General features: G+C 70.0%; 15 protein-coding genes. 7 read left to right on the forward strand and 8 right to left on the reverse strand.

From position 1 onward, the window contains the following. Window positions 1–19 precede the first annotated feature (19 nt). The 3 genes from AB4Z09_RS00825 to AB4Z09_RS00835 are packed head-to-tail and all read left to right on the forward strand — an operon-like array spanning window position 20 to window position 3,719. Window positions 20–1,549: a succinic semialdehyde dehydrogenase gene (locus AB4Z09_RS00825; RefSeq protein ID WP_442238994.1), complete on the forward strand. Its 1,530-nt coding sequence runs from the start codon at window positions 20–22 to the stop codon at window positions 1,547–1,549. Next, window positions 1,546–2,907 carry an AMP-binding protein gene (locus AB4Z09_RS00830; RefSeq protein WP_174909663.1) on the forward strand — a complete coding sequence of 454 codons (1,362 nt, stop codon included), beginning with the start codon at window positions 1,546–1,548 and terminating at the stop codon, window positions 2,905–2,907. The genes AB4Z09_RS00825 and AB4Z09_RS00830 overlap by 4 nt, the downstream gene beginning before the upstream one ends. Further along, window positions 2,904–3,719: an SDR family NAD(P)-dependent oxidoreductase gene (locus tag AB4Z09_RS00835; protein ID WP_174909661.1), complete on the forward strand. Its 816-nt coding sequence runs from the start codon at window positions 2,904–2,906 to the stop codon at window positions 3,717–3,719. Before AB4Z09_RS00830 ends, AB4Z09_RS00835 begins: the two co-directional genes overlap by 4 nt. A gap of 165 nt (window positions 3,720–3,884) precedes the next feature. On the opposite strand, the gene AB4Z09_RS00840 is transcribed toward AB4Z09_RS00835, so the two are convergent. Then, entirely contained in the window at window positions 3,885–5,630 is a 1,746-nt protein-coding gene (locus tag AB4Z09_RS00840) for a proline--tRNA ligase (RefSeq protein ID WP_114719669.1), read from the reverse strand. Window positions 5,631–5,754: 124 nt separating this feature from the next. On the opposite strand from AB4Z09_RS00840, the gene AB4Z09_RS00845 reads away from it, so the two are divergent. The 4 genes from AB4Z09_RS00845 (at window position 5,755) to yaaA (ending at window position 11,974) form a co-directional block, all read left to right on the forward strand. Continuing rightward, entirely contained in the window at window positions 5,755–7,170 is a 1,416-nt protein-coding gene (locus AB4Z09_RS00845) for an alpha/beta hydrolase (protein ID WP_442238995.1), read from the forward strand. A 213-nt stretch (window positions 7,171–7,383) separates the two neighbouring features. After that, the gene (locus tag AB4Z09_RS00850) at window positions 7,384–9,504 is read left to right on the forward strand and encodes a hypothetical protein (protein WP_174909659.1); all 2,121 of its coding nucleotides are present in this window, start codon (window positions 7,384–7,386) and stop codon (window positions 9,502–9,504) included. A 190-nt stretch (window positions 9,505–9,694) separates the two neighbouring features. Continuing rightward, complete coding sequence (locus tag AB4Z09_RS00855) at window positions 9,695–11,059, forward strand: hypothetical protein (RefSeq protein ID WP_174909657.1); 1,365 nt, start codon at window positions 9,695–9,697, stop codon at window positions 11,057–11,059. Between the two features lie 171 nt (window positions 11,060–11,230). Next, window positions 11,231–11,974: a peroxide stress protein YaaA gene (gene yaaA, locus AB4Z09_RS00860; RefSeq protein ID WP_442238996.1), complete on the forward strand. Its 744-nt coding sequence runs from the start codon at window positions 11,231–11,233 to the stop codon at window positions 11,972–11,974. A gap of 10 nt (window positions 11,975–11,984) precedes the next feature. On the opposite strand, the gene AB4Z09_RS00865 is transcribed toward yaaA, so the two are convergent. The 7 genes from AB4Z09_RS00865 to cobO form a co-directional block, all read right to left on the reverse strand. After that, entirely contained in the window at window positions 11,985–14,513 is a 2,529-nt protein-coding gene (locus AB4Z09_RS00865) for a polynucleotide kinase-phosphatase (RefSeq protein ID WP_442238997.1), read from the reverse strand. Next, window positions 14,514–15,908: a 3' terminal RNA ribose 2'-O-methyltransferase Hen1 gene (locus AB4Z09_RS00870; RefSeq protein WP_442238998.1), complete on the reverse strand. Its 1,395-nt coding sequence runs from the start codon at window positions 15,906–15,908 to the stop codon at window positions 14,514–14,516. Window positions 15,909–16,025: 117 nt separating this feature from the next. Further along, window positions 16,026–17,504, reverse strand: coding sequence for a DHA2 family efflux MFS transporter permease subunit (locus AB4Z09_RS00875; RefSeq protein ID WP_174909651.1), 1,479 nt, complete (start codon window positions 17,502–17,504; stop codon window positions 16,026–16,028). A gap of 11 nt (window positions 17,505–17,515) precedes the next feature. Continuing rightward, the gene (cobA, locus tag AB4Z09_RS00880) at window positions 17,516–18,742 is read right to left on the reverse strand and encodes a uroporphyrinogen-III C-methyltransferase (RefSeq protein WP_442238999.1); all 1,227 of its coding nucleotides are present in this window, start codon (window positions 18,740–18,742) and stop codon (window positions 17,516–17,518) included. A gap of 47 nt (window positions 18,743–18,789) precedes the next feature. Beyond that, on the reverse strand, window positions 18,790–19,161 hold the full coding sequence (locus AB4Z09_RS00885) for a cobalamin biosynthesis protein (RefSeq protein ID WP_114719661.1): 372 nt from the start codon (window positions 19,159–19,161) through the stop codon (window positions 18,790–18,792). Next, complete coding sequence (locus AB4Z09_RS00890; protein ID WP_397484423.1) at window positions 19,154–20,560, reverse strand: cobyrinate a,c-diamide synthase; 1,407 nt, start codon at window positions 20,558–20,560, stop codon at window positions 19,154–19,156. Before AB4Z09_RS00890 ends, AB4Z09_RS00885 begins: the two co-directional genes overlap by 8 nt. Next, complete coding sequence (cobO, locus tag AB4Z09_RS00895; protein ID WP_114719657.1) at window positions 20,557–21,171, reverse strand: cob(I)yrinic acid a,c-diamide adenosyltransferase; 615 nt, start codon at window positions 21,169–21,171, stop codon at window positions 20,557–20,559. The genes AB4Z09_RS00890 and cobO overlap by 4 nt, the downstream gene beginning before the upstream one ends. Window positions 21,172–21,180 lie beyond the last annotated feature (9 nt).

Raw genomic sequence — 21,180 nt, forward strand, 5'->3', positions numbered from 1 at the left:
GCACGCGCGCGGGTGCGCCGTGCTGACCGCCCTGCACGAGGGCCTGCTGGCCCAGCTGCCGACCTCCTCCGAATTCTCCTGCGCCGCCGTTCCGTTCACGGGCGAGCCGCTCCCCGCCGTCCCGCAGACGTCCGCGGAATCGGTGGCCGCCGTCGCGGCGGTGGGCCGGGCAGCGCAGCCGGGTTGGGCGGCCCGGCAGGTCCGGGACCGGCAGGCGATCGCGGCGAGCTTCGCGCGTCTGCTCGTCGACCACCACGACAGCCTGTGCGACCTCATGCAGTGGGAGACCGGCAAGGCCCGCGTGCATACCGCCGTCGAGGTGCAGGGCGTCGTCGCCACCGCGCTGCACTACGCCGCCCACAGCACCCGCTATCTGGGCGAACGTCGCGTCCGGGGCGCGGTGCCGGGACTGGTCTCCGCCCGCGTCGGCTACCGGCCCAAGGGCCTGGTCGGGGTGATCGCGCCGTGGAATTACCCGCTGTTCCTGGCCGTCGGCGATGTGATCCCCGCTCTGCTCGCCGGCAATGCGGTGCTCAGCAAGGCCGACTCGCAGGCACCGCTCACGCTGCTCTACGCCCGCCACCTGGCGATTCGGGCCGGGGCGCCGGAGGCGGTGTGGCAGGTGGTGGCCGGTCCCGGCAGCCGCATCGGGCCCGCGCTGGTGGCCGAGGTGGACTACGTGAGCTTCACCGGGTCCACCGCAACCGGCCGGGAGATCGCCCGGCGCTGCGCGGACCGACTGATCGGGGCCTCGCTCGAGCTGGGCGGGAAGAACCCGATGATCGTGTGCGCCGACGCGGATCTCGCGGCCGCCGTGCGCGGCGCGGTGCAGGCGGCGTTCTCCAACGCCGGGCAGATGTGCATCGGCATCGAGCGGATCTACGTGCACGAGAGCGTGTTCGACCGGTTCGTGCGCGAACTGGTCACGCGCACCGAGCGGCTTCGGATCGGCGCCGGGTACGGCTACGACGTGGACATGGGTTCGCTGACGTCCCGCCGCCAGCTGGAGGCCACCGAGAAGCATGTCGCGGACGCTCTCGCGAAGGGCGCGACCGCCGTGACCGGCGGCCGGGCACGCCCCGATCTCGGCCCGCTGTTCCACGAGCCGACCGTCCTCACCGGCGTGACGGCCGAGATGGCGGTCCACGCCGAGGAAACCTTCGGTCCGGTCGTCTCCGTCTACCCCGTGGCGTCCGAGGTGGAGGCGGTCCGTCGGGCCAACGAGGGCGAGTACGGACTGAGCGCGAGCGTGTGGACCCGCGACGTGCGGCGCGGACGCCGGATCGCCGCCCAGGTGGTGGCCGGTTCGGTGAACGTCAACGACGGCTACCTGTCCGCGATCGCGTCACTGGGCGCCCCGATGGGCGGCATGCGCACCAGCGGGACCGGGCGCCGACACGGTCGCGAGGGCATCGTCCGCTACACCGAACCGCAGACGGTCACCACCCAACGCGTCGCGACCGCCTACCCCGACCGACTCCGCGGGCCCCTGCTGGCCGCGATGAACGCCGGCACCCGCGCCCTGCTCGCAGTGCGGCACCGAGCATGAGGCGAGCCATGCACATCGTCGACGAGGTGGGCATCCTGTGCCGCAACCACGCCGACGCCGTCGTCGCGCTGTGCGCGGCGTCGGCCGCCGGAGCCCGTGTGGTGCTGCTCAACTCCGACTTCGGGCGCCGTCAGGTCACCGAAGTGGCCGCGCGGGAGCGCCTCGACGCGGTGATCCACGACGAGGAGTTCACCCCGGTCGTAGAGGGATTCGACGGCCCGCGCTGGTGCGCGTGGACCGAGGATCCGGACACGGAGGGGTCGCTGTCGGCTCTCCTGACCGGCGCCCCGGACACCCTGTCGCCCAGGCCGCCGCGGCCGCCGCGGCCGCCGTCGCTGGTGATCCTGACCAGCGGCACCAGCGGGACGCCGAAGGGCGCACCGCGCGGGGATTCGCCGACGCTGTTGCTGCCGGCGGGTCTGCTGTCGAAGATCCCGCTGCGCGGCGACGAACGAGTCCTGGTGGCGGCGCCGATCTTCCACGGCTGGGGTCTACTGGTCGCGACGCTGACGCTGACCCTCGGGTCCACGCTGGTGCTGCGGCGACGATTCGACGCCGTCCAGGCGCTACGCGACCTGCATACCCACCGCTGCGCCGCCCTGATCGCGGTGCCGACGATGCTGCGCCGACTGCTCGGTGTGGTGGACGCGATGCCGGAGGCCGACCTGTCCGCGCTGCGGATCGTCGCGAGCGGCGGCGCACGACTGGACGCTTCCCTCGTCGCGCAGGTCACCGACGCGTGGGGCCCGGTGCTGCACAACCTGTACGGCTCGACCGAGGCGGCGTACATCAGCATCGCGACACCCGCCGACCTCGCCGTAGCGCCCGACTGCGCGGGGGTTCCCCCGCGCGGCAACATAGTTCGCATCGCCGACACCGACGACGGTCCGGTCCCACCCGGCGCCGAGGGCCGGATTCTGGTGCGCACCCCGGGCCAGATCGAGACCTACACCGACGGCACCCGCAAGAGCGACGCCGACGGCTTCCTCGACACCGGCGACCGCGGCCACCTCGACGCGGCGGGCCGACTCCACGTCGCGGGCCGCTCCGACGCGATGATCGTCTCCGGGGGCGAGAACGTCTTCCCCGAGGAGGTCGAGGTGGTGTTGCTGGCGCACCCGGCCGTCACCGATGCCGTGGTCGCCCCCGTCCCCGACGCCGACTTCGGGCAGCGCCTGCGGGCGTACCTGGTGTGCGAGCAGGGCCTCGACGAGCAGGCCGTCCGCGACTATCTCGCAGCCGAACTCCCCCGATCCCGGATGCCCCGCGACGTCGTGTTCGTCGACGCGCGGACCCGCGGATCGTCGGGAAAAGTGTTGCGCCGCACGCTCGACGAACTGAAGGAGAGCCACTCGTGAGAAGAACCGACATCACCGGTCGCGTCGTCGTGGTGACCGGCGGAGCGCGGGGCATCGGGAGGGCGACCGCAACGGCGCTGCGCGACGCCGGCGCACTGGTCGCGATCGGCGACATCGACGAGGCCGAGGTGCGGCGCACCGCCGACGCCGTCGGCGTCTTCGGTGCGGTCCTCGACGTCACCGATCCCCGTTCGGTCGAGTCCTTCCTCGCCCGTGTGCGGTCGACCCTCGGTCCCCCGTGGGGCTGGATCAACAACGCCGGCGTCATGCCGCTCGGCCCACTGCTCGAGCAGGACGACGCGATCGTCGACACCGTGGTGGACGTCAACCTGCGCGGGGTGGTGCACGGCACCCGCGCCGCGGGACGGGCGATGAGGGCATCCGGCGGCGGCCGGATCGTCAACATCGCCTCGATCGCCGGATGCATCCCGGCTCCGGGCATGGCCGTCTACAACGCCACCAAGGCCGCGGTGCTGTGCTTCGGCGACGCCGCCGACGCCGAACTGGCCGCGCACGGGGTGCGGGTCGGCACGGTGCTGCCGACGTTCACGAGCACCGGACTGCTCGCCGGTACTCATCCCGGACGGTTGATCGCCCCGATCCGGCCGGAACAGGTCGCGCAGGCAGTCGTGCAGATCCTGCGGACCGGTCGCCGCCGGGCCGTCGTGCCGGGACGCCTGTCCGGTGCGCTGCTGTGGCCGCTGTTCCCGCGACCGGTCGCCCGCCTGTTGCGGCGGGCGACCGGACTCGAGCGGGTGTTCCTGGACGTCGACGCCGGACGCGCCGAGTACGACGCCGGGATCAAGCGCTGATCCGAACGGACTCACCGATGGCAGTCGGCGTGACGGCCCGCGGGCCGGGGGCTTGCCCCCCCTCGAGCTGTCCGTCGGCCGAATGTATACGAGTGGCCGCCCACCCCGGTCAGGGGTGGGCGGCCACTGATCAAACGTGCCGCGGTGGCGGTACGCGGAGCTTCGTCAGCCGCGGATCGCGGTGAGGATCTCCCCGAGCGCGCCCTCGACGGGGACCTCGCGGGATTCGCCGGTGAAGCGGTCGCGCAGTTCCACGTTGCCCTCGGCGAAGCCGCGACCCACGACCACGACCAGCGGGATGCCGATCAGCTCGGAGTCCTTGAACTTCACGCCCGGCGACGCCTTGCGGTCGTCGAACAGCACCTCGACGCGGGCCTTGTCCAGCTCGGCGGCCAGGGCCTCGGCGCCCTCGCGGGCCGCGTCGTCCTTGTTCGCGATGACCAGGTGCACGTCGAACGGGGTGACCTCGGCGGGCCAGCGCAGGCCCTTGTCGTCGTGATGCTGCTCGGCGATGACCGCGACGAGACGCGAGACGCCGATGCCGTACGAGCCCATGGTGGGGCGGACAGGCTTACCGTTCTCGCCGAGCACGTCGACATTGAACACGTCGGTGTACTTGCGGCCCAGCTGGAACACGTGACCGACCTCGATACCACGGGCGGCGACCAGTGCACCGGCGCCGTCGGGCGACGGATCGCCGTCGCGCACCTCGGCGGCCTCGATGGTGCCGTCCGGGGTGAAGTCGCGTCCGGCGACCAGGCCCACGTAGTGCTTGCCCTCCTCGTCGGCGCCGGTGATCCAGCTGGTGCCGTCCACGACGCGCGGGTCGACGAGGTAGCGGACACCGTTCTCCTGCAGCGCCTTCGGGCCGATGTAGCCCTTGACGAGGAACGGGTTGTTCTTGAAATCGGTCTCGGTGATGAGCACGTACTCGGCCGGCTCGAGCGCAGCCTCGAGGCGCTTCTCGTCCACCTCGCGGTCGCCGGGGATGCCGATCGCGAGCAGTTCCCACTCGCCGCCGGGCACGCGGGTCTTCACCATGATGTTCTTCAGCGTGTCCGCGGCGGTCACGGTCTTGCCCAGGTCGGCGCCGTTGGCCCACTCGACGAGGGTGTCGATGGTCTCGGTGCCGGGGGTGTCACGAACCTCGGCGGCCGGCAGCCCGTCGAACGGGATCGGCGCGGGAGCCAGGGTCTTGACGGCCTCGACGTTGGCGGCGTAGCCGGACTCGATGCAGCGGACGTAGGTGTCCTCGCCGATCTCGCTCTCGGCCAGGAACTCCTCCGACGCGCTGCCACCCATCGCACCCGACGTGGCGGACACGATGACGTACTTGACGCCGAGCCGGGACAGGATCCGCTCGTAGGTGTCGCGGTGCGCCTGGTAGGACGCCGTCAGGCCCTCGTCGGTGAGGTCGAACGAGTACGAGTCCTTCATCACGAACTCGCGGCCGCGCAGGATGCCGGCGCGGGGACGCTCCTCGTCGCGGTACTTGGTCTGCACCTGGTACAGGGTGACCGGGAAGTCCTTGTACGAGTTGTATTCGCCCTTCACGGTGAGCGCGAAGAGCTCCTCGTGGGTGGGGCCGAGCATGTAGTCGTTGCCCTTGCGGTCCTGGAGGCGGAACAGGCTTGCGCCGTACTCGGTCCAGCGGTTCGACGTCTCGTAGGGATCGCGCGGCAGCAGCGCGGGCAGCAGGATCTCCTGCGCACCCATCGCGTTCATCTCCTCGCGGACCACGCGCTCCACCTCGCGCAGCACCCGCAGACCCAGAGGCAGCCACGAGTACACGCCTGGCGCGATACGCCGCACGTAGCCGGCACGGACCAGCAGCTTGTGGCTGGCGACCTCGGCGTCGGCCGGGTCGTCGCGGAGGGTACGGAGGAACAGGTGCGACATGCGGGTGATCACGGTGTAGCAGCCTAGTCGGTTGAGCGTGCGAGACCGATCGAGGGCACAGGGGTTGAGCGTGCGAGACCGATCGAGGGCACAGCCGGTTGCCAGGTTCGCGTCGCACACTGGGTAGGTGGACTCCGTGGTCTCCCTCCTTCTCGCGGCCGCTCCGGCCGCCGGGGTGGCTGCGCAGGGCGGTTACCGCAGCGGCGTATCGCTGCTGGGCGGCTGGCTTCCACTGACGGTGGAGATTGTCAGCGTCGTCGTGCTGATCGCCGTCCTGGTCCGCCGCAGCAGGCGCTGGTGGCTGCTGTGGGTGCCGGTCGCCGCGGCGCTGGGCGTGGCGGCCGCGGCGACCGCGGACTGGTTCGTCGGACAGCAGGGGCTGGCGTCGGATCCGGCACCGATCCAGCTGTGGGCGTGGTCGGCGGTGTTCGTCGCCGCGATCGCGATCGCGGTGCTCGGGTGGCGGGGAACCCGCTGGTGGCGACGCGGCCTGTCGATCGTTCTGATCCCGTTGACCTTCGCGTGTGTGGCGCTGACGTTGAACCAGTGGGTGGGCTACTACCCCACCGTGCAGACCGCGTGGGGCGCAGCGACGGCCGGCCCGGTCCCGGATCAGGTGGCTGCCGCGGACCTCCCTGTCCTTCGAAACACGACCATGTCGACGGGGAAGGTGGTGCCGGTCGACGTCCCCGACGCCGCGAGCGGTTTCAAGCATCGGACCGAGTACGTGTATCTGCCGCCGGCGTGGTTCGCAGGCGACACGCCTCCCGCGTTGCCGGTCATCATGATGGTCGGCGGCGAGTTCAACACTGCTGCGGATTGGCTGCGGACCGGCGGCGCCGTCGACACCGTCGACGCCTATGCGCAGGCACACGGCGGCCAGGCCCCGATCCTCGTGTTCGTCGATGCCGGCGGCAGCTTCAACAACGACACCGAATGTGTCGACGGCCCGCGCGGAGACTCGGCATCCCACCTGGTCGACGACGTCCGCCCGTACGTCGTGTCCACGTTCGGGGCATCGGCAAACCCCGAGAACTGGGGTGTCGTGGGCTGGTCGATGGGTGGCACGTGCGCGGTCGATCTCATCGTGATGCATCCGGACCTGTTCAGCACCTTCGAGGACATCGCGGGAGACGTCGCCCCGACCGCCGGCACCGACGAGCAGACCCTGGACCGCCTGTACGGCGGCGACACCGCGCTGCGGGACCGGTTCGATCCGACGAAGGCGATGACCGAACACGGGCTGTACCAAGGGATCTCGGGCTGGTTCCAGGACAGCGACGTACCTCCGCGGCAGGGCGCGAACCTGTCCGGCCCCGCGCCGGCGCCGAGTCCGGGGATGGACGGAACGGGTGGCCACGACGACACCCACGATGCCGGCGAGACCGGTACGGCCGAGCAACTGTGTGCCACCGCGTCGTCGGCCGGGATCTCCTGCGAGGTGCACACATCGAACGGTCGTCACACTTGGCAGTTCGCGGCACAGGGCTTCGCCGACGCGCTGCCCTGGCTGGCCGTGCAGATCCAAACGCCCGGATCCGCGACGCCCTAGCCGTCCGCCACTCACGGTCGGCAGAGCGCTCGTCCGCCGTCTCCTCCCTGGACCGAAATCTGTCGGCTACGAACCCGACCCGAAATCCTGGCTCACCAAGATCACGAAAAGTGATGTAGCTTAGGCTCGCCTAGGCAAACATAGGCTAACCTCACTTGGGGTCTGTTCGCCCTATGGCGCCGTGGACTGCGGCTGTGACCAGGAAGAAGGAAGATGCGCGCGTTCAGCAGGGCTGCGTTCGCGACCACGGCGGTCGCCTTGGCATTGACGACGCCGGTGGGCATCGCCATTGCTGCTCCCGATACCCCAGACGGCAGCGACGCTGCCGCCCAAGCCATTTCCAGCACCCCGGTCACGACCGTAGCCGGCGCTCCGGTGGTCAAGACCACCTCCGGCACTCCGGTCACGACCGTCTCGAAGAAGACCGGCCTGGTCGACGGTGAGACCATCACCGTCTCGGGCACCGGCTTCTCCGGCGCACAACCCGGCATCTACGTCGGCCTCGTCCAGGACGACAAGTTCTCGGCCACCGACGCCGGCGCATGGATGACCACCGCGTGGATCAAGGCAGCCGACATCAAGAGCGGCTCCTGGAACACCACCGTCGATGTCGTAGCCGTCAAGGGCGACTCGGACTGCACCCAGAACGCGTGCTCGATCTACACCGTCGCCGCGCACGGCTCCGCCGACCGCAGCCAGGACACCGAGACCCCAGTGTCCTTTGCCGCAGTCACTCCGACGACCACCATGACACCGCCGACGACGACCACCACCACCACCACGGCTCCCCCGACGACGACCACCAAGCCGACGACGACCACCACCACCAAGCCGACGACCACGACGACGCCGCCGACCACGACCACCAAGCCGACGACGCCTCCGGTCACGGGCAGCGGCCCCCGGGTCAACGCGAGCAAGACGAGCGGACTCAATGCCGCCGGTGACACGATCAATGTCCGCGGCAGCGGGTTCTCGACTGCCGGCATGGGTATCTACGTCGGCATCGCGCAGACGAACAAGTACTCGTCCACCGACGCTTCGGTCTTCTACAAGCCGAAGTTCATCAAGCCGTCCGAAATGCCGGGTGGTTCGTTCTCGACGAGCATCGACGTGATCGGCGCATTCGAGGGCGGCGACTGCATCGCCGACAAGTGTGCCCTCTACACGCTCGCCGCGCACGGCTCGAGTGACCGCAGCCAGGACACCAAGACCTCCATCAGCTTCGTCGGCACCGCACCCCCGGTCACCGGTGGTGGCGGTGGTGGCGGCGGCGGAGCCGGGACCGGCGGGGCTGCTGGTGGCGGCGCGGCCGGCGCTGCGCCCGGCGAAACGTTCACGGCGAACAGCAGCCTGTCGGTGTCGCTCTCGAAATCGAGTGATATCAACCCGTCGGGTGAGACCGTCACGGTTTCCGGCTCCGGCTTCTCCGGCGCCGCTCCGGGCCTCTACGTCGGCCTCGTGCAGGACAACGTCTTCTCGGCCGCCGACGCGTCGGCCTGGATGACCTCGGCGTTCATCAAGCCGGAGCAGATCTCCGGTGGCAACTGGTCCCTCCCCGTGGAAATGATCGCTACCCAGGGCGCCTTCGACTGCATCAAGAATGCGTGCTCGATCTACACCGTCATGGCCCACGGCTCCTCGGACCGCAGCCAGGACACCAAGACCCCGGTGAGCTTCGTCGGCGGAGTCGCACCGGGCACCGTCACGGCGCCTCCGGTGCTGAATGCCGCCGGCGCTCCCGGCGCCGCGAAGACCGTGGCCGTGACGCTGTCGAAGGCCAAGGGACTCAAGGTCGAGGGCGACGAGATCACCATCTCGGGCACCGGATTCTCCGGTGCGCAACCCGGCATCTACGTCGGCCTGATCCAGGAGAACAAGTTCTCCACCACTGACGCCGGCGCCTGGATGACCACGGCGTTCATCACGCCGAGCAGGATCAAGGACGGCGCCTGGTCGACCACCATGAAGGTGCAGGCCGTCAAGGGCGACTCGGACTGCACCAAGAACGCGTGCTCGATCTACACGATCGCGGCTCACGGCTCGAGCGACCGCAGCCAGGACACGCAGACTCCCGTCAGCTTCGGCGACGACCCGAACGCACCCAACGCCGACAAGGCCGAAGAAGCAGCACTGGCGGCGGGTGCAGACGGCGGCTCGAACGACGGAGGCACGACCTCCTCGGACAACTCGAACACCGCCTCCTCGGCGATCCGCAATCTGTCGGACGCGTTCACCGACGGCACCGCCTGGATCCTGCCACTGCTCATCGGTGGCGTCGTCGGAGCCGGAATTGCAGTGGCAGCGACGTTCGCACTGCGCCGCCGCACCTAGCGCCACCCCTTTTCGCGTGAGGGGCATCCGAACCGGATGCCCCTCACCTGAACGTGCCCTGAACTGGCTACATGCGAACATCCGCGGCCCTGAAATCTGCTTCCGGCTACCCCTTTACCGCGAATCCAACTAAGGCTAGCTTTGCCTAATCTTTGCCGCGTTCCGGCGGCCCACATCAGAAAGTAGGAAAATGCGCGCGTTCACAAAGTCCGCGATCGTGGCGGTTGCCACCACGGTCGCCTGCACGATGCCGCTGGGCGTCGCGGCAGCGCAGACCAGCCCGTTCGGCTCGCTGGGCAGCCTCGGCTCCAGCGACCCGGGAACCGAGGAACCCGGCGAGGTGACGCCACTGGTGTCGCTGTCGAAGGCCACCGACCTCGTCGCCGACGGTGAGACCATCACCGTCACGGGCAGCGGCTTCTCCGGCGCCGGCGCCGGCATCTACGTCGGCCTCATCCAGGACAGCAAGTACTCCGCCACCGACTCCACCGCCTGGATGACCACCAAGTGGCTCGAGGCAACCGACATCGTGGGCGGCGCCTGGACCGCCGACATCGACGTCGCCGCCGTCAAGGGCGACTCGAACTGCCTCGAGAACACCTGCTCCATCTACACCGTCGCCGCACACGGCTCGCCCGACCGCACCCAGGACACCCAGACCCCGGTGAGTTTCGCGGCGCCCGTCGTCGTGCCGGCCGGCCCTGCCGTGACGATCTCGAAGACGACCGGTCTGACGAACGACGAGGAGATCACCGTCACCGGCACCGGCTTCGGCCGCGAGGGCCAGCGCATCTACGTCGGTCTCGCCCAGGTCGACAAGTACTCCGGCACCAACAGCAGCGCCTTCCACTCCACCGAGTGGATCAAGGCCGCTCAGATCGTGGACGGCGGCTTCACCACCACGCTGAAGGCCACCGCGATCAAGGGTGACGCGAACTGCTACGAGAACGCGTGCTCGATCTTCACGCTCGCCGATCACAACACGATCGACGACCGTAGCCAGGACACCCAGACGCCGGTCACCTTCGCGCCGCCGGTCGTCGTGCCCACCGGACCCGCGGTGACCGCGAACAAGACCACCAACCTGACTGTCGGCGAGACGATCACCGTCTCGGGCACCGGCTTCGAAGGTGCCGCGGCCGGCACCGGCCTGTACTACGGCATCGTCCAGGACGACCAGTTCTCGACCACCAACGCCGGCGCGTGGATCACCACCGGATTCATCACCAAGGGTCAGATCGTGGGCGGTGCCTGGACCGCCACCATCAACGCGACCGCCGTCAACGGCGTCTCGAACTGCTTCGTGAACGCGTGCTCGATCTACACCGTCATGGCCCATGGCTCCACGGACCGCAGCCAGGACACCAAGACCCCGATCACCTTCACGGCGCCTGCTGCCGCACCGGTTTCCGCACCGGTCGTCGATGCTCCCGAGATCCAGAACGTCGCCAGCGTCCAGTCCGACGCCGGTGAGGGCCCGCCGGTCGCTCCGCTGGCCATTGGTGGCGTCATCGCTGCCGGCCTGGCCGTGACGGCACTGCGTCGTCGCTCCTGAGGTCGTCGCTCCTGAGGTCGTCGCACCCGAGCTGAACCCGCAGAACAACTGAGGTCTGGCCTTCGCTCCCCGGAGCGGAGGCCAGACCTGTTTCGTGTGCCCGACGGTTCGCGACTCAGATCCGCACGCCGCGAGCGTCGGCGCCGCGGCCGCCCGGTAGCGTTGGCGTTCGTGCTTGTCCTGCTTCCCCCTTCCGAAACCAAGTCCGACGGCGGCAAGGGCGCGCCGCTCGATCTCAGCGAGCTGTCGATGCCGCAGCTGACCGAGACGCGCCAGATGCTGGTGCAGGCGCTCGTGGACCTGGCGGAGGACACCGAGGCATCGAATCTGGCGTTGGGACTGGGCCCGAAGCAGGCCGACGAGATCGAACGCAACGCGAAGCTGTGGGTCTCCGCCACCCGGCCCGCGCTCGAGCGCTACACGGGAGTGCTGTTCGACGCACTCGATGCGACGTCCTTCACGAAGGTGCAGCGGGAGAAGGCGTATCGCCGGCTCGGGATGGGCTCGGCGCTGTTCGGTGCGGTGCGGGCCGGGGACCCGATTCCCGCGTACCGGCTGTCCGGCGGATCCAAGCTGCCCGGCTTCGGGACGCTGCAGTCGCTGTGGAAGCCGGAACTCTCCGACGCCCTGGTCGCCGAGGCGGCCGGCGGACTGGTGGTGGATCTGCGCTCGGGCACCTACCAGCAGCTGGGCCCGGTGCCGGGTGCGATCATCGCGACCGTACTCACCGAGCAGCCGGACGGCTCCCGAAAAGTGGTGAGCCACTTCAACAAGCACCACAAGGGCCTGCTCGCGCGGGCACTGATCGTCTCGCGCGCCGAGCCGACCGACATCAAAGGTGTCGCCCGCGTCGCGTCGAAGGCCGGTCTCACCGTCGAGACCGCCTCCGACGGCGAACTGATCATCCTGACCTAGTCGGCTCAACCTACAACCGCGGGTCCACCGGCTCCGACTCGAGCGCGAGGACGGCGAACACCGCCTGATGGATCCGCCACAGCGACTCGGCCTTGATCAGCCGGTCGATCGCCTCCATTCCGAGCGCGTGCTCGCGCAACGCCATCGATTGCTTGTGGCCCAGGCTCCGATTCCGCAGTCGGGCCAGGTTCTCCGGCTCGGTGTAGTGCGGGCCGTAGATCAGCCGCAGATACTCGCGTCCCCGCACCTTGATGCCCGGCTGCACGCGTCCGCCACCGCTCTGGTTGTGGAACGGCTTGACCACCATTCCCTCCCCGCCCGCCGCGGTCAGCTCCTCCCACCAGGCAACGCCCGACTCCTCCGACTCGGGCACTGTCGTGTCCACGACCACTCGCCGCGTCGTCGTGAACAGCGTGGGCGCGACGTCGGCGAGTCGGTCGGCGACCTCGAGGTGCCAACCGTGGTCACGGTCGCCGTAGCTCGCCCCTTCGGTCGCGAGCAACTGGAACGGCGCGAGCCGCACGCCGTCGAGCCCGTCCGTCGGCCACACGTATCTCCGGTACGCCTCGACGTAGCGCTCGACGTCGTCGGCTCGGGACCTGGTCACGGCCAGCAGCGCACCGACATCGAGTCCCCGCCCGGACGCGCCATCGAGCACCGCCGCGCGCGCGGACAGGTCCGCGGACGCGGCCGCACCAACGGCCGCGTACTGCGACCGCAGCAGCTCCTCCGACTTCGCCGACCACGGCAGCAGTTCGGTGTCGAGCAGCAGCCAGTCGGTGCCGAGTTCGTCCCACAGCCCGGCGGCCCCGACGGCATCCGCGACCTTGGCGACCAGCAACTCGGTCTGCGTCTCTCCGAACATGCGCCGACCGGTGCGGGTGTGCACCATCCCCGACAGCCCGTCGCCGACACCGAAACGCTCCGCGGCGACGGACGCATCACGGCACACCAGCGCCACAGCGCGCGAACCCATGTGCTTCTCTTCACAGATCACCTTGTCCACCTTCGCCTTTCGATAGGCAGCGAAGGCCTCAGCAGGGTGCTCGAGCAGTCCCGGGAGTGTGGACGCCGCGCACGGCGACATCGTCGACGGAAGGTAGGTGAGCCACCGCGGGTCCACCGCGTAGCGGCTCATCACCTCGAGTGCGCCCGCCGCATTCTCCGGGCGAACCGAGATCCGCCCGCGAGTCGACGTCTCCACTCCCCCGGCCCGAAGGATGTCGTCGATGTCGAGGGCCTGCGGATCCGAGGTGGGCTGGTGGATCGGCTTCACCGGTCGGTACCACTGCCGCTCGGCGGGCACCGACACCACTTCGCGTTCCGGGTATCTCATTGCGGTGAGCGCGCCGCCGAAGACGCATCCGGTGTCGAGGCAGGCGGTGCGGTTGACCCAACGCACGTCCGGCACGGGTGTGTGCCCATAGAGCACAATTGCCTCACCCCGATAGTCCTCGGCCCAGGGATAGCGCACCGGAAGCCCGAACTCGTCCGTCTCCCCGGTGGTCTCGCCGTACAGTGCGAAGCTGCGCACCCGGCCCGACGCGCGGTTGTGGTATTCCTCCTTGAGCCCGGCGTGCGCGACGACCAGGCGTCCCCCGTCGAGAACGAGGTGCGCGACCAGCCCGTCGCAGAAGTCCGCGACCTGTCTGCGGAACTCCTCGGGCTCGCCGGCCAGCTGCTCGAGAGTGCGCTCGAGACCGTGCGTGGCGCTGACCTTCCTACCGCGCAACACCTTGACCAGTTTGTTCTCGTGGTTTCCGGGCACGCCGAGCGCATGACCGGCGCCGACCATCCCCATCACCAACCGGAGCACACCGGGAGAGTCGGGTCCCCGGTCGACGTAGTCGCCCACGAAGACCGCGGTCCGGCCGGCCGGCGGAACCGCGTCCACCGCCCGACCCAGGTCATCGCGGAGCACCGTGTACCCCAGCGCACCCAGCAGTGTTTCGAGCTCACCGAGGCAACCGTGGATGTCACCGATCACGTCGAACGGTCCGGTCAGGTCGCGGCGGTCGCTGCGCAGCGGCTGTCGGACGATCCGGGCCGACTCGACGGCGTCGACGCCGTCGAGCACGTGCGCGACCCGGAATCCCTCACGGGAGAACCCGCGCAACGAACGGCTCAGTTGCTGGTGCTGACGGCGCAGCACGGCGCGATCGAAGGCTCGGTCCCCGCGCGCCGCGTTGCGTTCGGCACAGACGGGCTCCGGGACGTTCATGACGATCGCCACGGGAAGAGTGTCGTGGCTGCGGGCGAGGTCGACCAGCTTCTTCCGCGCCGCCGGTTGAACACTCGTGGCGTCGACGACGGTCAGTTTGCCCGCACGCAGACGCTTGGCCGCGATGAACTCGAGCACCTCGAACGCGTCGGCCGTCGCGGCCTGCGCGTTCGGGTCGTCGCTGACGAGCCCCCGGCAGTGATCACTGGAGATCACCTCGTAGGGGCCGAAATGCCGGGCAGCGAACGAAGACTTGCCGGATCCACTGATCCCGACGAGCACGACCAAGGACGGTTCGGGAATCTCGAGGACACTCATCTACGAGCCCTCCTTTCGGGTGAATACGGCCATCTGGGTGGGCGCGCCGTGGGTCTCGTCGTGCTCGCCGATCCCGGTGAAACTCACGTCGTAGCCATGCGTGGCGGCGCCGTCGGCCGCCCAGCTCTCGAATTGTGTTCGGGTGTATTCGAACCGGTGATCCGGATGCCGGAACGCGCCCGCCTCGAGGTTCGGGTAGAGCACGTTGTACTCCGCGTTGGGTGTCGTCACCAGTACCACCCGCGGCCGCATGTCACCGAAGACCGATTGCACGAGGGCGGGCAAGCGCGACTCGTCGACGTGCTCGACGACCTCCATCAGCACCACCGCGTCGAAGCCACGAAGCCGCGCGTCGCGGTAGGTGGCCGAGGACTGCAGCACCGCGACACGGTCCCGCTGACCGTCCGGCAGTTCGTCGACGCCGAGCCTGCTCTCGGCCTTGCGGAGTGCGCGGTCGCTGACATCGACGCCGACGATCCTGGTGAACGACGGTCGGGCGAGCAGGGCCCGCAGCAGTCGACCCTCCCCGCAGCCCAGATCCACCACTCGTGCTGCACCCAGGTTCTCGAGGGTCGTCAGCACCGCGTCCTGGCGTAGTTGCGCGAGGCTCGTGTCGGGTGCGGGCGCGTCGGCGTCCTGCCCTGCCACATCGTCGGTCAGTCGATCGACGACCGACGACACCAGTTCTCGGCGGTGTGCGAGGTACCGCGACGCGATCAGTCCGGTCTCGGGGTGCCCGGCGAGCCATTCGCCGGCCACCCGCACCAGCTTGTCCGCCTCGTCCTCGCCCACCCAGTAGTGCTTGACGTCGTCGAGCACCGGCAGCAGCACGTACAGGTGACGCAGAGCCGCCGACAGTGTCGTGGTTCCCGCCAGCTCGAGGCGCACGTAGTCCGCGTCGCCCCACCGCGGAATCGTCTCGTCGAGGGGCAGCGGGATCGAAGTCACGTCCCAGCCGAGCGGGCCGAACAGTCGGCCGGGCAGATCTGCCCCGCCACGAGCGGGCATCGCCGGAATCGTGATCTGCAGCGGCATCGCGGCGTCGACAAGCTCCGGATGTGTCTTGCAGACGCCTGCCAACGCCGACTTGAATACCCGTGACAGGGCAACCGCCAGCATCGACGACCCGGCATACGGCCGGTCGTTCACATACTGGCCCAGCGCGAATCCGTCGCTGCCGCGGCGGAACTTGCTGCGCGCGAGTTCGATGGGATCGACGTCGAGCAGCAGCGCCGCGGTGCACCGCGCCCGGGTCGACTCCGGGTACAGCACCGTCGCGGTGCCCACGGACAACTCGAACGTCTGCACCCGATCGGGATGCTTGTGCAGCAGGTAGCCGAGGTCCGAGGCGTCCGGGACGCCGTCTGTGGCGGTAGCAGTCAGTGTCAGCAGCACCGAGGGCACGTTACGGGGCGGCGGCCCGTTCAGCCAGGACATTTCGGGCACAGCGCACCCGTGTGTCCCGGATGGATCCCGACGCCGCCGGCCCGCGCACGGCCGACCCGCGGCCTTCTACGCCTCCTGCGCGGCCTTCTCCGCGGCCTGGGCCTGCGCCACCTGCTTGGGGGTGAACCGGATGAACAGCGCGGTCAGCGCCGCCAGGAGCGCGAAGATGGCGCAGCCCAGCAGCGCGAACGTGTAGCCCTCGCTCAGTGCGAACAGCTGATCCGACGTCATGTCCGCGGCCACACCCGAGGTGCCGCCGAGCGAGAGGGTCTTGGACGTGGCCATCGCGCCGACGATCGCCAGACCGACCGGGCCGAACAGCGTCTGCGCGACCTGCGCGATCGCGGCCAGCGGGCCGATCTCTTGCGGGCCGACGCCGGCGATCGCACACAGCGGCAGCGGCACCACCGCGAGACCGACGCCGAAGCCGACTCCGACGACGAGCAAGAACATGTTGCCGACATAGGTCGCGGACGCGTCGAGCGTCGATCCGTAAAGCAGGCCGACGAACGTGATGAGGGTGCCGGTCACCACCAGCCAGCGCGCCTGCACCTTCACCGCGAGCTTCGACGCAACGAACGCGGCGGCACCGAGGCCGAACGCGAACGGCACGAACGCGAGGCCCGCGCGCAGCGGCGTGTAGCCGAGGATGTCCTGGACGAACAGCGCGACGAACGGCGCCAGCGAGAACATCACCATGCCGACGAGGGCGATGGAGACGAAGGTCGCGACCCGACTGCGGTTGCGGAACAGCGAGAACGGCAGCAGCGGGTTCTCCGCACGGCGCTCGACCGCGAGGAAGGCGCCCAGCAGGACCACGCCGCCGATCAGCCCGGTGAGTACGAGGGGGCTGCCCCAGCCCATCTCGGGGCCCTCGGTGAACCCGAAGACGACGGCGGCACAGCCGAGGGTTGCCAGGATCGCGCCCGGCACGTCGAGCTTCAGGCGCTCGGCGTTGGTCTCCTCCAGCGCGCGGAACGCGAACACCAGGATCACCAGGCCGATCGGCACGTTGATGAGGAAGATCCACCGCCACGACACTTCGGTGAGCGCACCGCCGATGATCAGCCCCAGCACCGAGCCGATGCCGGTCATCGCCGCGAAGATCGCGATCGCCTGATTCCGGACCGGGCCGGGCGCAAACGTTGTGGCCACCAGCGCCAGCGCGGTCGGTGACGCGATCGCCGCGCCGACGCCCTGGAGTGCGCGCGCCACAACCAGCGTGGCCTCGTTGACGGCGAGTCCGCACAGCAGCGACGTGACCGTGAACAATGCGACGCCGCCGATGAACACCCGTTTGCGGCCGAACGAGTCGCCGAGCCTGCCGCCCAGCAGCATCAGCCCGCCGTAGGTCAGCGCGTACGACGTGATGACCCAGTTGCGACCGGAATCGCTGAGTCCCAGGTCTTCCTGGATCTTGGCGAGCGCGAGCGAGGCGACCGTGCCGTCGAGCACCATCATCAGCTGCATTCCGCTGAGGACGACGATCGCGAGGCCGAACGCCCGCGTGGTCACGGGGTACTTCACGACGATGGAGTCAGACACGAGAGTTCACGTTACCGAGCGTCGGCGGAAAACCCGGCCACAGTGCCGATGACCACGATCGCAGGCGGGCGGATGTTCTCCTCCCGGACACGCGCCGCGACGGTCGCGAGGTCGGCGCGCAGCACCCGCTGGGTGCGCAGCGTGCCCTCCTGGATGACGGTGACCGGGGTGTCGGCGGGCCGGCCGCCGGCGACCAGGACGGTCGCGAACTGTTCGATCCGCTCGACCGCCATGAGCAGCACGATCGTGCCGCGCAGCTTCGCGAGCGCGGACCAGTCGACGAGCGAATCCGGATGGTCGGGCGCGACGTGTCCACTGACGACGACGAACTCGTGTGTGACGCCGCGGTGTGTGACGGGGATCCCGGCCGCCGACGGCACCGAGATGGCGCTCGTGATGCCGGGGACGACGGTTACCGGGACACCCGCGGCCGCGCACGCCTCGAGTTCCTCGTAGCCGCGGCCGAACACGTACGGGTCGCCGCCCTTGAGCCGGACCACGAACTTGCCGGCCTTCGCGCCCTCGATCAGGGCGGCGTTGATCGCCTCCTGCGCCATGGCGCGGCCGTACGGGATCTTCGCGGCGTCGATCACCTCGACGTGCGGACCGAGTTCGGCCAGCAACTCCGGCGGGGCGAGGCGGTCGGCGACGACGACGTCGGCACGGGCGAGCAGCCGTCGGCCACGCACGGTGATGAGGTCCGGGTCGCCCGGTCCCCCACCGACCAGCGCGACGCCGGGTGCGGGCGCCTCGTCGGTGTCGGAGACGGCGCCGGACTGCAGTGCCTCGAGCAGCGCCGTCCGCACGGCCGCGGAACGCCGGTGCGCGCCGCCGGCGAGGACGCCGATGCTCAGGCCGTCGAACATTCCCGTCGCCGGGGTCACGGCCGTGCCCTCGCGGGCACTGTCGGCGCGCACGCAGAACAACTGGCGGCGCTCGGCCTCCGCGACGATCGCGGCGTTGGTCTCGGGCTCGTCGGTGCACGCGATGCCGTACCAGGCGCCGTCGAGGTCGCCGTCGACGTAGTCGCGCAGTTCGAGCGTGATCTGCCCGGCGGTGGCCATGCCCTCCACCGCGGGGGTGACCGCGCGGCTGATGAGGTGCACTCGGGCCCCGGACGCGATCAGCAGACCGAGGCGGCGCTGCGCGACGGTGCCGCCCCCGACCACCACGACACGACGGTCCGTCAGGTTGAGTCCGACCAGGTAGCTGGTCTCGTCACCGGCGGCAGCAGACACTGCGTACTCCCTGTTCTCGAATTGCGGATTGTTGTTCATACGACAGATCACGAAACACTACGGGCAGCTGCGACAGTGACGCCATTCGTGACCCGCTTCGACACGACCAGGCGACCGCCGTCCGCGGCGAGGACGGCGGCAGCCTCGGCGACGCTCGGCGTCCCCACCGCCCCGGCCACAGCGTCCGCCGGATTCGGCACCGGAACCGCGGCGAGCCGATCGGCGGTGTACCCGACGAGCGTCGCGCCGAGGACCTCTGCGGCGTCCACGAAAGGGTCGGCTGTCACCTTCCGGTCGAGCGTGGCCAGCCTGCGCACCGGTTCGTCACCGCACACGTCCAGGACGGCGGCGACGATGTCCGCCGCCCCCACCCGGCTGCCCGCGCCGACCCCGACGCACCACCCGGCCCGGTCAGCCACGGGCGGCCTCGACGAATCGGCGCACGGACTCCGGGTTCCCGGCGGGATGGGTGTGCAGGTACGACGCGTGCACCGTGCCGGCGGAGCCTCCGGGTCCGGCGGGCCCGCCGACGAACCCTTCGCGGGTGGCGCCGGCGTCCCACGCGCGCCACCCCCACGCCGGGCCCGTTCCGTCGGCGGTGTCGGTCGTGAGCGACGTGCGGTGGAACTCGTGGCCCGTCACCCGCGTGCCGGCGGCGAACAGTGTCGACTCGGTGAGCGCGACGGCATCGCGGTATCCGAGGGTGAGCCGGGAGCCGAACCGCGCGTCGACGTCGACCACTCCGGCCATCGGATGCCCGTCGAGGCTACGGGCCAGGTACAGCAGCCCCGCGCACTCGGCGTGGATCGGTGCGCCGTCCGCGGCCAGCTGCCGAACCTGCTGCAGCAGTGCAGCATTCGACGACAGCGCCACGGCATGTTCCTCGGGGAATCCGCCGGGCAGCACCAGACCGGTTGCACCGGAGGGCAGTTCGTCGAGCAGCGGATCGAAGGTGACGACGTCGGCGCCCGCCGCCGTGAGCAGTTCGCGGTGCTCGGCGTAGCCGAAGGTGAACGCGACACCGCCGGCCAGCGCGATCACCGGCCGCGTGCCGGGGGCCACCGGACCGACCTCGCTCGCCGGGTCCCAGGTGGGCGTGTCGACCGACGAGCGCGCGAGCGATCGGATGGCGATCAGGTCCAGGTGCGCCGCCGCCAGTTCCGTCATCGCGGCGACGGCGTCCAGCGCCGCCCTGCCGTGTTCCACGGCCGGGACCAGCCCGAGATGGCGCGACGGCACCTCGAGTTCCGCCAGCCGGGGCACCGACCCGAGGACCGGCAGGCCCACTCGCTCGCACGCCTGCCGCAGCACCTGCTCGTGCCGGGCGCTGCCGACCCGGTTGAGGATCACCCCGCCGATCCGGACCGCCGAGTCGTACGTCGAGAAGCCGTGCAGGACGGCGGCGAGGCTCTGGCTGTGTCCGCGGGCGTCGATCACCAGCACGACGGGCGCGCCCAGCGCGGCGGCCACCTGCGCGGTGGACCCCTCCGCCGACGGTTCCGACGATCCGGGGTCGATCTTGCCGTCGAACAGGCCCATCACGCCCTCGACGACGGCGATGTCGCAGTCGGCGCTGCCGTGCCGGAACAGCGGCCCGATCCGGTCGGCGCCGACCAGGACCGGGTCGAGGTTGCGGCCGGGCCGTCCCGCGGCGAGCGCGTGGTAGCCGGGATCGATGTAGTCGGGGCCCACCTTGAACGGAGCCACCCGGTCCCCGGCGGCCCGCAGCGCCCCGACCAGTCCGGTCGCGACGGTCGTCTTGCCGCTGCCGGACGCCGGTGCCGCGATGACGACGGCGGGGGTGCTGGGGGTGATCACCACTCGATGCCGCGCTGGCCCTTGCGGCCGGCGTCCATGGGGTGCTTGATCTTGGTCATCTCGGTGACCAGGTCGGCCGCGTCGATCAGGGCCTGCGGGGCGTCCCGGCCGGTGATCACGACGTGCTGGTTGCCGGGCCGGTTGCGCAACACCTCGACCACCTCGTCGACGTCCACCCAGCCCCACTTGAGCGGGTAGGTGAACTCGTCGAGCACGTAGAAGCGGTGTGTCTCGGCCGCGAGCCGACGGGCGATCTCCTGCCAACCCTCGGCCGCGGCGGCCGCGTGGTCCTCCTCGGAACCCTGCTTGCGGGTCCACGACCAGCCCTCGCCCATCTTGTGCCACTGCACGGCGCCGCCGACACCGCTGCTCTCGTGCAGTTCGCCGAGCGCCCGGAAGGCAGCCTCCTCGCCCACCTTCCACTTCGCGCTCTTGACGAACTGGAACACACCGACGTCGAAGCCCTGGTTCCAGGCGCGCAGCGCCATGCCGAAGGCGGCGGTGGATTTCCCCTTGCCGGGTCCGGTGTGCACGGCGAGCACCGGCTGGTTGCGGCGCTGACGGGTGGTGAGCCCGTCCACGGGCACGTTCTCGGGTACGCCCTTGGGCATGTGCAGTCC

Source organism: Rhodococcus sp. TAF43 (genome assembly GCF_052113525.1).
GTDB lineage: Bacteria > Actinomycetota > Actinomycetes > Mycobacteriales > Mycobacteriaceae > Prescottella.

Coding starts and splice junctions, on each gene's coding strand:
- AB4Z09_RS00830 (WP_174909663.1), top strand. CDS start 1,546: ATGAGGCGAGCCATGCACATCGTCGACGAGGTGGGCATCCTGTGCCGC.
- AB4Z09_RS00850 (WP_174909659.1), top strand. CDS start 7,384: ATGCGCGCGTTCAGCAGGGCTGCGTTCGCGACCACGGCGGTCGCCTTG.
- AB4Z09_RS00855 (WP_174909657.1), top strand. CDS start 9,695: ATGCGCGCGTTCACAAAGTCCGCGATCGTGGCGGTTGCCACCACGGTC.
- AB4Z09_RS00865 (WP_442238997.1), bottom strand. CDS start 14,513: ATGAGTGTCCTCGAGATTCCCGAACCGTCCTTGGTCGTGCTCGTCGGG.
- cobO (WP_114719657.1), bottom strand. CDS start 21,171: ATGCCCAAGGGCGTACCCGAGAACGTGCCCGTGGACGGGCTCACCACC.